The organism is Mycobacterium gallinarum (assembly GCF_010726765.1).
GTDB lineage: Bacteria > Actinomycetota > Actinomycetes > Mycobacteriales > Mycobacteriaceae > Mycobacterium > Mycobacterium gallinarum.
Genome location: NZ_AP022601.1, coordinates 1128366 through 1142459, shown reverse-complemented (window position 1 = coordinate 1142459; position 14094 = coordinate 1128366). Strand labels below are relative to the sequence as shown.

The following is a 14094-nucleotide window of genomic DNA, read 5'->3' as shown; positions in this document are numbered from 1 at the left end:
ATGAAGCTCGACGGTAACCAGACATCCATCCAAGAGGCCATCGACGCCGGGTTGCTCGCCGGGGCCGTCACGCTGGTGTGCCGCGCGGGCGAGGTGCTGCAAGTCAACGAGCTCGGTTACCGCGACGTCGACGCGGGCCAGCCGATGGAACGGGACACGATCTTCCGTATCGCGTCGATGACCAAACCCGTGACCGTCGCCGCCGCGATGAGCCTGGCCGAAGAGGGCAAGCTGTCGCTGTCCGACCCGGTGTCGACATGGCTGCCCGAGCTGGCCGATATGCAGGTGCTCGTCGACCCGCACGGCCCGCTCGACAAAACCACTCCCGCCCGCCGGCAGATCACGATCGACGATCTGATGACCCACCGCAGCGGGCTCGCCTACACGTTTTCCGTCCTGGGTCCGCTGAGCAAGGCGTACGGGCGGATGTCCTTCCGCCAGGATCAAGACCGCTGGCTGGCCGAGCTTGCGACGCTGCCGCTCGTGCACCAGCCCGGCGATCGCCTCACCTACAGTCACGCCACCGACGTCCTGGGCATCGCGCTGTCCCGGATCGAGGGCAAGTCACTGTCCGATGTGTTGTCCGAGCGCATCTTCGGCCCGCTCGGGATGGTCGACACCGGCTTCTCGGTGGGCACAGCGGGACGTCGTCGTGCCGCGACGATGTACAAGCTCGACGCGAATATGGCGCTGCAGCACGACGTGATGGGTCCGGCGCCGATCACCGATCCGCCGTTCTGCACCGGCGGCGCCGGTCTATGGTCCACCGTCGATGACTACCTTCGGTTTGCCCGGATGCTGCTCGGCGGCGGCACATTGGACGGTGTACGGGTGCTGTCGGAGAAATCGGTCGAACTGATGCGCACCGACCGGTTGACCGATGAGCAGAAGCGGCAACCCTTTCTTGGATCCCCGTTCTGGGTGGGCCGCGGTTTCGGTCTCAACCTCTCCGTCGTGACCGACCCCACCAAGTCGCGCCAGCTGTTCGGTCCCGGCGGACTCGGCACCTTCAGCTGGCCCGGCGCGTACGGCACCTGGTGGCAGGCCGATCCGAGCGCCGATCTCGTCCTCATCTACTTGATCCAGAATCTCCCTGAAATCAACGCCGACATGGCAGCGGCCGTCGCGGGCAACACCTCGTTGGCGAAACTGCAAAGCGCACAACCCAAGTTCGTCCGGCGGACGTACCAAGCCCTCGATCTCTGACGCGGCGGTGATGGCATGACCCAGCCCACGGTGGTGATCAGCGGCGCCGGAATCGCGGGCCCCGCACTGGCATTCTGGCTGACCCGCAACGGATATCGGGTCATCGTCGTGGAGATCGCGCCCGGGATCCGACCCGGCGGTCAGACTGTCGACCTGCGTGGCGCCGGCGGCGAGGTCGTCGAACGGATGGGCCTGATCGACGAGATGCGCGCCCGGGCAGTCAAGCAAGCCGGCGCCGCCTGGGTGAAGCGCGACGGCAGCAGACGCGCCGAGATGCCGGTGACCGCGTTCGACGGCAACGGACTGGTGTCCAAATTGGAGATCCTGCGCGGCGATCTCGTCGACGTGTTGTACCACGCCACTCGGGAAAGTGCCGAATACCGCTTTGGAACAAACATTTCGGAGGTGAAGCAGTCCGACAACGCGATCGAGGTGACCTTGGCCGACGCAACGACGGTGCGTGCGGACCTCGTCGTCGGCGCTGACGGCCCGCATTCCGCGGTGCGGCGGCTCGTCTTCGGGCCGGAGGAACGGTTCGTCAAGCCGGTCGGCGGCTACAACGCTTGGTTCTCGGCCCCCGATCGTGTCGGACTGGGCGGCTGGTTCGTGATCTACCAGGCGCCCGGCGGCATCAACGCCTCGATGCGCCCGTCACGCGACCCGGCGATCGCCAAGGCCGGGTTCACGTTTCAGTCAGAGCCTCTTACGTTCGACCGACGTGATCTCGATGGGCAGCGCCAAATTCTCGTCGAACGATTCGCCGGAGCGGGATGGGAATGCGACGCGCTGCTGGCCGCCGCCCAGGAGGCCGACGACTTCTACTTCGATTCCCTCGCCCAGGTCCACATGCCGTCCTGGTCGTCGGGTCGCGTCACCTTGGTCGGCGATGCGGGGTACTGCGCATCACCGCTGAGCGGCATGGGCACCAGCCTCGCGCTCGTCGGCGCGTACGTCTTGGCGGGTGAACTCGGGCCCGCGGATGGTTTTGACGGCGAGCGTATTCAGGAGTCACTTCGACGCTACGAATCCGTCATGCGCCCGTATGTCGACAGGTGTCAGGACCTGCCGAACAGCCTCGCACGGTTCGCGCCGAAGACGGAATCCGACATCGCGATCACCGCCCTGGTGATGAAGTGGATGCAACGCTGGCCGTTCCGACCGATCGCCGCCAAGCTCTGGTTCAACACGGCGGAATCGATTGAGCTTCCGGACTATTCCTGATGGAACGCTATTCGATGCAGCGCGAGAGCACCCGGCCGAACTGGAGTAGACGCTGCATCTGGGCCAGGCCACCGTTGTCGACCGACTTGTAGTAGCGGAACGACTCGCAATAGATGTCGGTCTCGGTCACCGACTTCTGCCGCGATCGGGTGACGAGTTGGGTGTACATCCGCAGTCGGACCTCCGAAAGCCTGCGGGTGCCATCGTCAAGCGCCTCGTACTCGGTGGTGAGCACATGGTCGGTGATGGTCGACAGCAGGATCGTGCGCACAGACGCGTTGAGCACCCGGCGCTCGCGCTCGTCGACAATCGACGACTCGTCGTCCGCGCGCCAGATGATCAGCCGGTGCCCGTCGGTGAGCACCACCTCCTGCCACACCGGGTTTTCGTCGGTGTCACCCCACGACCCGTCGCTGAATCCGCGCGACATGATGAACGACTTGATCGCGGGAAGGTCGATGACAGAACGCAATTGGTCCAGCGCCAGTTCGGGATCACGCAGGTATACCTTGGCCGCCTCGTCCATACTCGAGTACGGCGCCCAGTCCTGCGGTACTCCCATTTACGTCCCGACGCCCGAATCGCCCGTTCCCCGAACAGCTTCTGCGGCCGCCCGGATCTGCGGTGTCACCAACATCACCTGACCCAGCACACCGTTGACGAAACCCGGTGAGTCGTCGGTGGACAACTGCTTGGCCAGTTCGACGGCTTCGTCGACGGCAACCGGTTCGGGAACATCCTCGGCGTGCAGCAGTTCCCACACCGCCACCCGCAGGATCGCCCGGTCGACAGCCGGCAGCCGGTCCAGCGTCCACCCCTGCAGATGCGCAGCGATCAGTTCGTCGATGTGCGCGGTGTGTTCGGTGACCCCGCGCGCCACCGTCACCGTGTACGGATTCAGCGGTGAAACGTCGGACTGCGTCTGAGACAGGGCGCTACGCGACTCGGCGACCTCCGCGGGCGTGATCCCGCGCGCCTCGGCTTCGAAGAGCAGGTCGACGGCGCGCTTCCTGGCCTGATGGCGGCCACGGTCGGATCGCCGATTTCTCCCATCCCCCCGGGGATTTTTCCCGTCGCTTCGTCCCCCTGCGCTTCGCGCGGGAGGTTCCCCCACGCCCCGGAAGTCAGGCATTCACCCTTCCCAGGTAGCTGCCGTCACGCGAATCCACCTTCAGCTTGTCGCCGGTGTTGATGAACAACGGCACCTGGATCTCCGCACCGGTCTCGACGGTGGCGGGTTTGGTGCCCGCGCTAGACCGGTCGCCCTGCAGGCCCGGCTCGGTGTGGGTGACCTCGAGTTCGACGGTGACCGGCAGTTCGAGATACAGCGGCGCGCCGTCGTGGAAGGCGATCTGTACCGGAAGGCTCTCGAGCAGGAACTTGGCGGCATCGCCGACGAGTGACTCCGGCAGCGGGTGCTGCTCGTAGTCCTCGGAGTCCATGAACACGAAGTCCGAGCCATCGCGGTACAGATAAGTGGCGTCGCGGCGGTCGACGGTGGCGGTCTCGACCTTCACACCGGCGTTGTAGGTCTTGTCGACGACTTTGCCCGAAAGCACGTTCTTGAGCTTGGTACGCACGAACGCGGGGCCCTTACCCGGCTTGACGTGCTGGAATTCGGTGATCTGCCACAGTTGGCCGTCAATCTGGAGGACGAGCCCGTTCTTGAAGTCGGCGGTCGATGCCACGGTTGATTGTTCTCCTGTTCAGAGGATCGCCAGTTCCTTGGGGAACCGGGTGAGCAAGTCAGGGTTCGGGTGTGAGTCACTGCCGACGACAAGCGTGTCCTCGATTCGGACGCCGCCGCGGTCTGGCAGATAGACACCGGGTTCCACGGTCACCGCGGAGCCAGCAAGGAGTGTACCGGCGGATGACGCGCTGATACCCGGCGCTTCGTGTATCTGCAAACCGACCCCGTGCCCCAATCCATGACCGAAGTTCTCGGCATAACCTGCGTCGGCGATGATCTGTCGCGACGCCGCGTCGACATCGGAGAGCGTGACCCCGGGCGCGAGCGCCTCTCGGCCGGCCCGCTGCGCGGCCGCCACCAGTTCGTAGAGGTCGAGCTGCCACTGGGCGGCCTGCGACAACACGAAGGTCCGGGTCATGTCGGAGTGGTAGCCGCACACCAGCGCCCCGAAGTCGATCTTGACGAAGTCCCCCGCGGCCAGCACCGCGTCGGTCGGCCGATGGTGCGGGATTGCGGAGTTCGGCCCGGCGGCCACGATGGTTTCGAACGACCTGCCGTCGGCGCCGTGATCCAGCATCAGCGCCTCGAGTTCGCGGCCGACCTCTTTCTCGGTACGGCCCGGACGCAGCCCACCCCGCTCGACGAGATCGTGCAGCGCCGCATCGGCGGCCTCACAGGCCAACCGCAACAGCGCGATCTCGCCGGCGTCCTTGACCTCGCGTAACGCCTCCACCGTTCCCGAAGCCCGGACCAGTTCGGTCCGGTCTCCCGCAGCCTTGCCGAGCACGCTGAACATGTCGACGGTCACCACATGACTTTCGAAGCCGACGCGGGACAGTCCGTCGGCCGCCGCGCGCGCAACCAGGTGCGGCCCGCAGGCCCGTTCGATGACGAGTTCGGAGTCGGGCGCCTGCTGCGCGGCCTGGGTGCGGTAGCGCCCGTCGGTGGCCAGCACCGGTGTCGGGTCCTCCGCGCGTATCAGCAGAGCTGCGTTGGATCCCGTGAAGCCGGACAGATATCGGACGTTGACCAGGTCCGATACCAGCATGGCGTCCAGGTCGTCGGCGACCAGTCGCTCACGCAGCCGGTCCCGACGCTGTGAAATAGTCACGGTTGTTGAACCTACTCGCTAAGGTGTGGCCTCATGAGTAAGTGGTTGCTGCGCGGACTGGTGTTCGCGGCCCTGATGGTGATCGTGCGATTGCTGCAGGGAGCGATGATCAACGCGTGGGAGACCAGGGCCGGGCTGATCAGCCTCATTCTGGTGATCATCTACGCCGTCATCGTGTTCGTGTGGGGCCTGGCCGACGGCCGCGCGGACGCCCGCGCCAATCCCGATCCGGACCGCCGCGGCGACCTGTCCATGACGTGGCTGCTGGCCGGCCTGTTCGCCGGCATCGTCAGCGGCGCCGTCGCGTGGTTCATCCACCTCTTCTACAAGTCCCTCTACGTCGAGGGGCTGATCAACGAGCTCACCACCTTCGCGGCGTTCACCGCCTTGCTCGTGTTCCTGGTGGCCCTCCTTGGCGTCACCATCGGCCGCTGGCTCGTCGACCGCAACGCACCCCCGGTCACCCGGCACCGTTCCGGAGACGACGAGCGCGCTGACACCGACGTGTTCGCCGCCGTCAACCAGCCCGAGGGCGAGCGCACCGGGGAGTACGAGACGGTCGAGACCCGTCGCGACAACTAGTCCTGGCGCCGTCTGACGACCTGAGCTCCTCAAGTCGATCGTGAATCCGGACGAATTCTGCACGTCCGATCAATGGAGCGTGCTGTCGTCCGCGGCCTCGCACTCCCAATTCGCAGGCGTGCTCGGTGGCTTCCTCATCACCGCGATCGCTCTGCTGATGGACAAGAAGAGCCGCGAGAGCATTCACACGCTCGCACTGTTCTCCTCCGCGGTGCTGATCCTGATGCTGTCCAGCTTCCTGTTCAGCCTGATCACCGGCAGCCAGGTGCCTGCCGAGGGCGATGCGCGCGGCATCTGCGCGATCGCGTGGACGCAGGGTGCAGTGTCGACGGGAATGCTCGCCGCGGGCGCGACGGCCCTGTTCGGCGGACTGGGCTGGATGCTCGCAAGTCATGCGGTCAACAGGGTGTCCGAACAAGACCCCGAGGACGTCGGCGCCTACTGCTTTCTCGCCGATCTGGGTGGCTGGCTGACGTTCGCCGCCGCCATGACGACGACGCTGATCCTCTCCGAAACCGCCGTCGACTATTTGCGTTTCATGTACGGCCGCAGGCCCGAGATCTGGGTCACCGGCATCATCATCGCGACTGCCGCGCTGGTCATCATCTCGGATTTCGTGCTTGTGTACGTCCGGACCAAGACGCTGCGCAGATCGTTGGCCGACAGCGGCGCACCGACCCGTCTGGCACTCCGCTCGATCAAGGTCGCCACCATTGCCACGGTGATTCTGGCGATCGGCGCGTCCTGGCTGGCGGTCAGCCTCGCCCGAATCCCCAAGCCCTGGTTGACAGATCCGGCCGCCGGTCTGATCGCGTTCGTCCTGACCTTGACGTTCGTGCTGCCCACGATCGTCGCGACAGCAATCTGCTACTCGGTGGCCAGCACCGACGAGCGGGTCTCCATCCGAGGAGCTCGAGCCGAAGCAGCGCCGCGACGTTAGTTGAGCGGCACCGACATTCGTTCGGCCAGCGCCTCGACGGTGGACCCGAATGTCTCCAATACACGTATGCCGCCGTTATCACCGGAGTCGATCGCGAACACCGCGTGGTCGGTGTAGACGCGGCTGACGCACCTGGTGCCGGTGAGCGGATAGGTGCACTGCGGCACCAGCTTCGGCTTGCCGTCCTTGGCGAACAAATTCATCATGACGAACACACTTTTCGCGCCGATGGCCAAATCCATGGCGCCACCGACCGCCGGAATGGCGTCGGCCGCACCGGTGTGCCAATTGGCCAGATCGCCGTCCCGACTGACCTGAAATGCACCGAGCACGCATACGTCGAGATGGCCGCCGCGCATCATCGCAAACGAGTCGGCGTGATGAAAGTACGATGCGCCAGGGGTTTCGGTGACCGGCACCTTGCCCGCATTCGTCAGATCCGCGTCGATCTCATCACCGACCGCTTCGCCGCCCATGCCGAGCATGCCGTTCTCGGTGTGCAGCACCACACCTGCCTCCGGCGACAAGTATTCGGCGACCGTCGTAGGTTGTCCGATCCCGAGGTTGACGTATGAACCGGACGGGATATCGCGGGCGATGACCGCCGCCAGTTCGCGGCGGTCGAGCGGACCGCGATCCAGATGCTCGACGGTGATGGTACGACTTGGGACGTGGAGCGTCACGACGCCTCCTCCCTCATACGTCGGTCGGCCGAAAGGTCGAGGATGCGGTCTACGAAGATTCCGGGGGTGACGACGACTTCAGGATCGATCGATCCCGCTTCGACCACCCGGGACACCTCGGCGATGGTGAGCGACGCCGCGGTCGCCATCACCGGACCGAAATTGCGAGCAGTCTTGCGGTACAACAAATTCCCCGCCCGGTCGCCGATATGGGCGCCGATCAGCGCGACGTCGCCCCGAATCGGATATTCCAGTACGTAATCTCTGCCGTCGATGGTTCGGGTCTCCTTCCCTTCAGCAAGGGGCGTGCCGACGCCGGTTGGGCAGAAGAACGCGCCGATCCCCGCACCCGCCGCCCTGATCCGCTCTGCCAGGTTTCCCTGCGGAACCACCTCGAGCGCAACCTTGCCGGCGCGGTACAGCTCGTCGAAGACATACGAATCCGCCTGTCGGGGAAACGAGCAGATGACCTTGGTGACGCGACCGGCGGCGAGCAGCGCGGCCAGGCCGGTGTCGCCGTTGCCCGCGTTGTTGCTGACGATGGTGAGGTCGGTCGCGCCCTGTTGAATGAGTGCGTCGATCAGTGTGGTCGGCATGCCCGCCATCCCGAATCCGCCGACGAGAACTGTTGATCCATCATTGATGCCGGCGACAGCTTGCTCCGCTACATCGCAGATCTCGGTGCGGCTCACGCCCTCTCCCCCTTGTCAATGTCGAAGCCCGGCAGTACGTCAGCGGCGATCCGGAACGCGGTGTTGGCATCCGGCACGCCGCAGTAGATCGCGGTCTGCATCAGCAGCTCCTTGATCTCGTCGTTGGACAGCCCGTTGCGCCGGGCGGCGAGCAGATGCATCTTGAGTTCCTCGTGGTGTCCACGCGCCACCAACGCTGTCAGTGTGATCAGCGACCTGCTGCGGCGGTCCAGGCCCGGCCGCGTCCAGATTGCGCCCCAGGCATATTCGGTGATGAACCGCTGAAAGTCGGCGGTGAATTCGGTCGTTGCCGCAATGGCCCGGTCGACGTGTGCGTCACCGAGGACCTCACGCCGAACCGCAAGCCCACCGGCGTACACCTCGTCGGTGGTGACCGGAATCGGCGCGGTCGCCGCGCGTGCGTGTTCGGTGATCAGCTGCGCGACTCTTTCCGGCACCTCGGCGGGCGCGAGATGCCCCACCCCTTCCAACACGACCAAACGTCCGTCCTTGACGCCGGAGGCTATGCGCTGCAGGTGATCCGGCGGAGTGGCAATATCCTGACTGCCCGCGACAGCGAGGACCGGTGTGCTGATCTCTGCCAGCCGGTCGGTGACGTCGAATCCACCCAATGCCTCACACACCTGGGCGTAGGAGCCGGAGTCGGCGCTACGCAGAGCATCGAGCAGAGCCGAGCTGGTGGCGGATTCGCGCTCCGCGAAGCCGTTGGGGAACCACCGCTGCATCGCTGTGGCGATCAGGGTCTCGGTTCCCGATGCGCGGACGGTTTCAGCGCGTTCGGCCCACGCATCCGGGGAGCCGATCACCGCGCCTGTGCACAGCAGGGTGGCCGACGCAACACGGTGCGGGGCATCCAACAACAGTTGCAGGCCGACGCAGCCTCCGACCGAATCACCTGCGTAATGGAATGTCTCACGGGTGAACTGGTCGGCAAGCGCCAGGACGCCTGCGGCGAGTTCGGCAAGGGTGAAGGCGTCGGTGATGTCGCCGCGGCCATGTCCTGGAAGGTCCCAGCCGACAACGCGCCATTTGTCAGTCAATTGGGCTGCGGCCCGGCTCCACAAGGTGGTGGCAGAGGTGCCCAGTGATGGCCCGAGAAGAAGCAGCGGGGCGGTGTCCGGTCCGCCGAACTCGGTGGCGACGATGCGCGGGGTACTCATGGCACGTCCTTGAGGTAGTGACTGGCCCGTTGCAGCGCGGAGTCGACGAGCTGTTCGGCAGCGCCGAGGTATTCCGCTGCCGGAGCATGTCCGGTCAAGGCCGCCATGGTCTGCTGCTCGGCTAGCACGCCGTCGCCGGCGGCGGCCAGATTCGCGGTCGCGCGGGTCGCGTCGATCTGCAGTCCGGCGAGGAGTTCGGTCGTGTGGGCGGCGGCGACGACGGTGCGCCGCGCCAACGTCCGCAGGGTGGCCCATTCGGCATGCCACGCGCCGTCGGAGCGTTCGTCGACGGACATCGCCGATGCGGTGTGCAGCGTGGCGGCCAGCGACGGTGCCGTCATCGCGGTACGGCGGATCAGGACCGAGCGCACCGGATTGTTCTTGTGGGGCATGGTCGAAGACTTGCCCCCGCCCGTCTCGGCCAGCTCACCGATCTCGGGCCGGCTGCTCGTCGCGACATCGCTGGCGATGTATCCCCACGCGTCGCAACAGCCGACCAGCCCATCGCCGATCCGGGTGATTGCAGATCGCGAGGTGTGCCATGGTGGCGCCGGAGCCAGTCCCAGCGCGCTTGCCACCGAGTCGCCCAGTCGAATCGCATTTTCCGCTGATCCGCTCAGCTCAACGGCGGCGGCCAAGGTTCCCACGGCACCCCCGACCTGGACCGGCACCCTCAATTCAGCCAGCGGTTCCGCGGCATCCAGCACCGCGCACAACCACCGGGCCACTTTGACGCCCGCGGTGCTCGGCAGCGCGGCCTGTGTGAGTGTCCTCGCGAGCATCGGTGTGGCACGGCGCTTCTCGGCGAGGTGCGATAACGTTCGCAGCTGATCGGCGAGTTCCTCGCGGAGGCGAGCGAGTACATCTCGGATGCAAACCATCAGCGCGGTGTCGACGACGTCCTGGCTCGTCAAACCCCGATGTAGCCACTGCGCGGCTGGCTGGGCCGCGCGGGCCCGCAACAGCGCAACCAACGCGCCGACCGGGTTGCCGTCGACATCGGCGTCGCGCGCGAGTGGCTCGAGGTCGTCCTCGGCGACAAACCCACGGAGATCGGTCCGCGCCGACTGCGGCGCGATGTCGGCATCGACGAGCGCATCCAACCACGCGTGTTCGACCGCGACCATCGCGTCCAGCAACGCGCGATCGCTCATCAGATTTCCGGCGCGATGGTCGCCGGGCCAGAACAGGTCGGTCACGGGCGATGCCCCGGATAACTGAGGAAAACGGTCTCGCCGTCATCGCCTTGGAGGTTGATGTCGAACTTCAGACCCATATCGTCGCGAGTCGCGATCAGGGTCTGACGGCGATGCGCGGGAAGCGAACTCAGCAGTGGATCGTTCGCGAGCCGATCACCGGGCAGGTACGCGCGGGTGAACAGGCGATTCAGCAGTCCGCGGGCAAACACCGTGACGAGAATGAACGGTGCCGAGCCCGGAGCGGACGCACCGGGCAGCACGGTGGAAAAGCTGTAGCGGCCCGCATCGTCGGTGGCGGCGCGGCCCCAGCCGGTGAACGTCCAGCCGTCGCGGCGCAACGACCCGGTGGCGGAGGGAATCTCGCCGTCGGCGTCGGCCTGCCAGATCTCCAGCAGCGCATCGGGAACCGGGTTGCCGGCCCCGTCGGTTACCAGGCCGTGGAACTGGATGGCGCCGGGCGACCCAGGCGGCACAAGCTCGTTGCACCGTTCGAACGGCAGTGCATAGCCGTAGAACGGTCCGACTGTCTGTCCCGGCGTCGCGGTCAGCAGTGTCGACATCAGCGATCGGCTCCTTCGTCGACGGGCGTCCGGCTCGATCCGGTCAGCACGATGTCCCACCGGTAGCCGGTCGCCCACTCATGGGTGGTCACGTCGTGGTCATAGATGGCGACCAACCGATCGCGCGCCTTCTGATCGGTGATGGACTGATAGATGGGGTCGAGGGCGAACAGCGGATCACCGGGGAAGTACATCTGGGTGATCATGCGCTGCGTGAATTCGGTTCCGAATAAGGAGAAGTGGATGTGGGCAGGCCGCCACGCGTTGTGGTGGTTCTTCCACGGATAGGGTCCGGGTTTGATGGTGGTGAATCGGTAGTTGCCGTCGTCGTCGGTGAGGCAACGGCCTACGCCGGTGAAGTTCGGGTCGATCGGCGAAGGATGCTGGTCGCGCTTGTGGATATAGCGCCCGCCCGCGTTGGCCTGCCAGATCTCCACCAGTTGGCCGCGCACTGCCCGCCCGTCGCCGTCGACGATCCGGCCTGTCACCACGATTCGTTCGCCGATGGGCGCGCCAGTGTGCTGGATCGTCAAATCGGATTCGAGCGGATGGACGTCACGCGCACCGAAGCACGGTGTCCACAACTCGACGCCTTCGGGATCGACGTGATGCAGGTCCTTCGTCGGGTGGCGCAGCACGCTGCTCCGGTACGGCGGGTAGTCGAGTCGCGGCTGCGTCTCCTCGACACCCGACCGCTGATAGGCCGACTCGATCGCGGCGATCTCGCTGCTCACCTCGGCCTGACTCGCCGAGGCGCTGTCCGAGTTGGCGGTGGGCGTAGCTGTCATGATGCGCACACTATCCCTCCCTTTCAGTTGTCGTGAAGACTAGAATTCCGCTCAGCGGAAGGATCAGAGAATGGCAGGCAACACCTCGACACCCGGAGTGACCGTTGCTGCACGTTTGCTGTCGATCATCGCCGCGTTCGACGAGCAGCACCGCAGCCTGGCCCTCTCGGAGCTTGCTCAGCGCGCGGGCCTGCCGTTGCCCACCACGCACCGGCTCGCCGCCGAACTGGTGACCGGCGGTGCGCTCGAGCGCCGGACAGACGGTCGCTTCGAGGTCGGCAGGTTGTTGTGGAGCGCAGGTCTGCTGGCGCCCGTCGAGGGCAAGTTGCGCCAGGTTGCCGAGCCTTTTCTGCACGACGTCTACGCGGCGACCATGGCCACGGCGCACCTGGCGATTCGCGAAGGCGCAGAGGTGCTCTACCTCGAGCGGATGATGGGCCGCACGTCCGTGCCGATCGTCAGCAGCGCCGGGAGCAAGCTGCCCATGCACTGCACCGGGGTCGGGAAGGTCCTGCTCGCGCATGCGCCGAAGGAAATTCAGGATCAAGTGTTTGCCAGCCTGACCCGTGTCACTCCGTTCACGATTGTCGCTCAACCCGTCCTCGCGGGGCAGCTCGAGCGCGTCCGCCGAGACGGGGTGGCGACGACGAACGAGGAGATGTCGCTCGGTGCGTGTTCGCTGGCCGTTCCCGTGGTCCGTGCGTCGGACGGCACCGTGGCGGCGGCGATAGGCGTCGTCGTGCCGAACCTCAAACGTGATCGGCAGCGACTGCTCGGCGCCCTGCAGGTCGCCGCGCGCGGCATCGGCCGCTTGCTGTGACATTCCCGCCCAGCTTCGCCCGCCCGCTGACCCACAGGGCGCCATGACAGCACTCTCAGTGATCGACGAGTTGCCGCGCCGAATCGGGAACCTTGGTGCCCAGCAGGGCGGTCGGCACGTCCTTGGTTTCCCGCGCCGTCAGCGCGGCAGCACTGGCGATGAGGCAGACCACCGCGGTGAAGATGCTCGTCGCCACCCAGCCGCCTTCACTCACACCACCGAGTGCGGTGACGATCGCGGGCGCGAAACCCGCCACCAGGAAACCTAATTGGGTGCCGATCGCGAGTCCGGAGAAACGGACCTTCGTGGAGAACATCTCGCCATAGAACGCCGGCCAGACCGCGTTGGCTGCGGCGTAGCCGAACGAGAAGGTGGCTATCGCCAACGCGAACATCAGCACGTCGTTGCCACCGCTCATCGAGAGCAGATAGAGGGGCATCAGCGCCGCGGAGGACAGCGCACCGTAGATGAACACCGGCTTGCGCCCGATGCGGTCGGCGAGCTTTCCGAACATCGGCTGAGTGCCGAGTGCCACGATGTTCGCGACGACCACCAGCCACAGCGTTTCGTCCGCGTTCAGGCCCATCTTCTTGCCGTAGGCGATGGCGAGGTTGGCGAACACCGTCGAGACGGCGGCGATGAAGGCGCAGAAGATCACCCGCAGAACGTCGCGCCAGTGATCTCGCATCAGCGGCTTCAGCGGCATCCGGGCGATGCTGCCTGCGGCTTTGGCCTCGGTGAATTCCGGCGTCTCGTGCAGTCGGCGACGGATGAAGTAGGCGACCACCACCACAACGGCGCTGAGCCAGAACGGGACCCGCCAACCCCACGAGAGCAGGTCATCGTCGGGCAGCGCCACGATGGGGATCACCACGAGCGAGGCCAAAATCAAGCCGCCCTGTGTGCCCGTGAGAGTCCACGAGGTGAAGAAGGCCCGCTGGTTATCGGGTGAATGCTCGAGCGTCAGCGAACTTGCACCGGCCTGTTCGCCTGCGGCCGAGAACCCTTGGAGCAGGCGGCACGTCACCAGGAGTATGGGTGCGAGCACTCCGACCGACGCATACGTGGGCAGACAGCCGATCGCGAAGGTCGACGCGCCCATGAGGAGCAACGTGAACATCAACACGTTCCGGCGTCCGATCCGGTCGCCGAAGTGCCCGATCACGAACGCCCCCACCGGCCGCGCGATGTAGGCGACCCCGAGCGTGGCGAAAGACTGGGCCAGGGCGACCGTCTCGTTTCCCTCGGGGAAAAAGATCTTCGGAAAGACCAGCGCCGCAACGAAACCGAAGACGAAGAAGTCGTAGTACTCGACGGCGCTGCCCATGAAGCTGGCCAGCGCGGCCTTTTTCGGCGTGCGTTCAGGCGTGCCCGCGGGCACCCCATCGGGTGCGTTGCTGTCGATGACGCTCATGGGTTCC

16 protein-coding genes are annotated in these 14094 nt (G+C 65.8%); 5 read left to right on the top strand and 11 right to left on the bottom strand.

Features of this window, described 5'->3' with window-relative positions; genetic code table 11:
• Positions 1 to 1206 (top strand): serine hydrolase domain-containing protein, encoded by a 1206-nt coding sequence (locus tag G6N42_RS05760; RefSeq protein WP_163727276.1) that lies wholly within the window; start codon positions 1 to 3, stop codon positions 1204 to 1206.
• A 15-nt stretch (positions 1207 to 1221) separates the two neighbouring features.
• Entirely contained in the window at positions 1222 to 2427 is a 1206-nt protein-coding gene (locus tag G6N42_RS05755; RefSeq protein WP_163727273.1) for an FAD-dependent monooxygenase, read from the top strand.
• A gap of 7 nt (positions 2428 to 2434) precedes the next feature.
• Here the strand turns inward: G6N42_RS05755 and G6N42_RS05750 are convergent, their stop codons facing one another.
• The 4 genes from G6N42_RS05750 to G6N42_RS05735 are packed head-to-tail and all read right to left on the bottom strand — an operon-like array spanning position 2435 to position 5228.
• Complete coding sequence (locus tag G6N42_RS05750) at positions 2435 to 2989, bottom strand: hypothetical protein (RefSeq protein WP_163727270.1); 555 nt, start codon at positions 2987 to 2989, stop codon at positions 2435 to 2437.
• Positions 2990 to 3559, bottom strand: coding sequence for a transcription antitermination factor NusB (gene nusB / locus G6N42_RS05745; protein ID WP_232076087.1), 570 nt, complete (start codon positions 3557 to 3559; stop codon positions 2990 to 2992). It abuts the gene before it with no gap.
• Positions 3552 to 4115 carry an elongation factor P gene (efp, locus tag G6N42_RS05740; RefSeq protein WP_163727267.1) on the bottom strand — a complete coding sequence of 188 codons (564 nt, stop codon included), beginning with the start codon at positions 4113 to 4115 and terminating at the stop codon, positions 3552 to 3554. The genes nusB and efp overlap by 8 nt, the downstream gene beginning before the upstream one ends.
• An 18-nt stretch (positions 4116 to 4133) precedes the next feature.
• Positions 4134 to 5228, bottom strand: a complete 1095-nt coding sequence (locus tag G6N42_RS05735; protein ID WP_163727263.1) for a M24 family metallopeptidase — start codon at positions 5226 to 5228, stop codon at positions 4134 to 4136.
• A 33-nt stretch (positions 5229 to 5261) separates the two neighbouring features.
• Between G6N42_RS05735 and G6N42_RS05730 the strand changes: the two genes are divergently transcribed.
• Positions 5262 to 5810 carry a B-4DMT family transporter gene (locus G6N42_RS05730; protein WP_163727260.1) on the top strand — a complete coding sequence of 183 codons (549 nt, stop codon included), beginning with the start codon at positions 5262 to 5264 and terminating at the stop codon, positions 5808 to 5810.
• Between the two features lie 40 nt (positions 5811 to 5850).
• Complete coding sequence (locus G6N42_RS05725) at positions 5851 to 6750, top strand: hypothetical protein (protein ID WP_163727257.1); 900 nt, start codon at positions 5851 to 5853, stop codon at positions 6748 to 6750.
• On the opposite strand, the gene G6N42_RS05720 is transcribed toward G6N42_RS05725, so the two are convergent.
• Genes G6N42_RS05720 through pcaH form a run of 6 tightly spaced genes read right to left on the bottom strand, consistent with a single transcriptional unit; the run spans position 6747 to position 11853 of the window.
• Entirely contained in the window at positions 6747 to 7433 is a 687-nt protein-coding gene (locus G6N42_RS05720; protein ID WP_163727254.1) for a 3-oxoacid CoA-transferase subunit B, read from the bottom strand. The two genes, G6N42_RS05725 and G6N42_RS05720, sit on opposite strands and share 4 nt — an antisense overlap.
• Positions 7430 to 8125, bottom strand: coding sequence for a 3-oxoacid CoA-transferase subunit A (locus G6N42_RS05715; RefSeq protein ID WP_163727251.1), 696 nt, complete (start codon positions 8123 to 8125; stop codon positions 7430 to 7432). The genes G6N42_RS05720 and G6N42_RS05715 overlap by 4 nt, the downstream gene beginning before the upstream one ends.
• Positions 8122 to 9306, bottom strand: coding sequence for a bifunctional 3-oxoadipate enol-lactonase/4-carboxymuconolactone decarboxylase PcaDC (gene pcaDC, locus G6N42_RS05710; protein ID WP_163727248.1), 1185 nt, complete (start codon positions 9304 to 9306; stop codon positions 8122 to 8124). Before pcaDC ends, G6N42_RS05715 begins: the two co-directional genes overlap by 4 nt.
• Positions 9303 to 10505 carry a lyase family protein gene (locus G6N42_RS05705; RefSeq protein ID WP_163727244.1) on the bottom strand — a complete coding sequence of 401 codons (1203 nt, stop codon included), beginning with the start codon at positions 10503 to 10505 and terminating at the stop codon, positions 9303 to 9305. The genes pcaDC and G6N42_RS05705 overlap by 4 nt, the downstream gene beginning before the upstream one ends.
• Positions 10502 to 11065 carry a protocatechuate 3,4-dioxygenase subunit alpha gene (gene pcaG / locus G6N42_RS05700; protein ID WP_163727240.1) on the bottom strand — a complete coding sequence of 188 codons (564 nt, stop codon included), beginning with the start codon at positions 11063 to 11065 and terminating at the stop codon, positions 10502 to 10504. The genes G6N42_RS05705 and pcaG overlap by 4 nt, the downstream gene beginning before the upstream one ends.
• The gene (gene pcaH / locus G6N42_RS05695; protein ID WP_163727236.1) at positions 11065 to 11853 is read right to left on the bottom strand and encodes a protocatechuate 3,4-dioxygenase subunit beta; all 789 of its coding nucleotides are present in this window, start codon (positions 11851 to 11853) and stop codon (positions 11065 to 11067) included. The genes pcaG and pcaH overlap by 1 nt, the downstream gene beginning before the upstream one ends.
• Positions 11854 to 11923: 70 nt before the next feature.
• Between pcaH and G6N42_RS05690 the strand changes: the two genes are divergently transcribed.
• A complete protein-coding gene (locus G6N42_RS05690) occupies positions 11924 to 12673 on the top strand; it encodes an IclR family transcriptional regulator (RefSeq protein WP_163727233.1) in 750 nt (249 codons plus the stop codon).
• A 55-nt stretch (positions 12674 to 12728) separates the two neighbouring features.
• Here G6N42_RS05690 and G6N42_RS05685 read toward each other — a convergent pair whose 3' ends face one another.
• The gene (locus tag G6N42_RS05685; protein ID WP_163727231.1) at positions 12729 to 14087 is read right to left on the bottom strand and encodes an MFS transporter; all 1359 of its coding nucleotides are present in this window, start codon (positions 14085 to 14087) and stop codon (positions 12729 to 12731) included.
• Positions 14088 to 14094 lie beyond the last annotated feature (7 nt).

Excerpts from the sequence above, each read along its gene's own strand:
- pcaDC (WP_163727248.1), bottom strand. The coding sequence starts at position 9,306 with ATGAGTACCCCGCGCATCGTCGCCACCGAGTTCGGCGGACCGGACACC.
- G6N42_RS05690 (WP_163727233.1), top strand. The coding sequence starts at position 11,924 with ATGGCAGGCAACACCTCGACACCCGGAGTGACCGTTGCTGCACGTTTG.
- G6N42_RS05685 (WP_163727231.1), bottom strand. The coding sequence starts at position 14,087 with ATGAGCGTCATCGACAGCAACGCACCCGATGGGGTGCCCGCGGGCACG.
- pcaG (WP_163727240.1), bottom strand. The coding sequence starts at position 11,065 with ATGTCGACACTGCTGACCGCGACGCCGGGACAGACAGTCGGACCGTTC.
- G6N42_RS05750 (WP_163727270.1), bottom strand. The coding sequence starts at position 2,989 with ATGGGAGTACCGCAGGACTGGGCGCCGTACTCGAGTATGGACGAGGCG.
- G6N42_RS05755 (WP_163727273.1), top strand. The coding sequence starts at position 1,222 with ATGACCCAGCCCACGGTGGTGATCAGCGGCGCCGGAATCGCGGGCCCC.
- G6N42_RS05760 (WP_163727276.1), top strand. The coding sequence starts at position 1 with ATGAAGCTCGACGGTAACCAGACATCCATCCAAGAGGCCATCGACGCC.
- pcaH (WP_163727236.1), bottom strand. The coding sequence starts at position 11,853 with ATGACAGCTACGCCCACCGCCAACTCGGACAGCGCCTCGGCGAGTCAG.
- nusB (WP_232076087.1), bottom strand. The coding sequence starts at position 3,559 with ATGCCTGACTTCCGGGGCGTGGGGGAACCTCCCGCGCGAAGCGCAGGG.
- G6N42_RS05730 (WP_163727260.1), top strand. The coding sequence starts at position 5,262 with ATGAGTAAGTGGTTGCTGCGCGGACTGGTGTTCGCGGCCCTGATGGTG.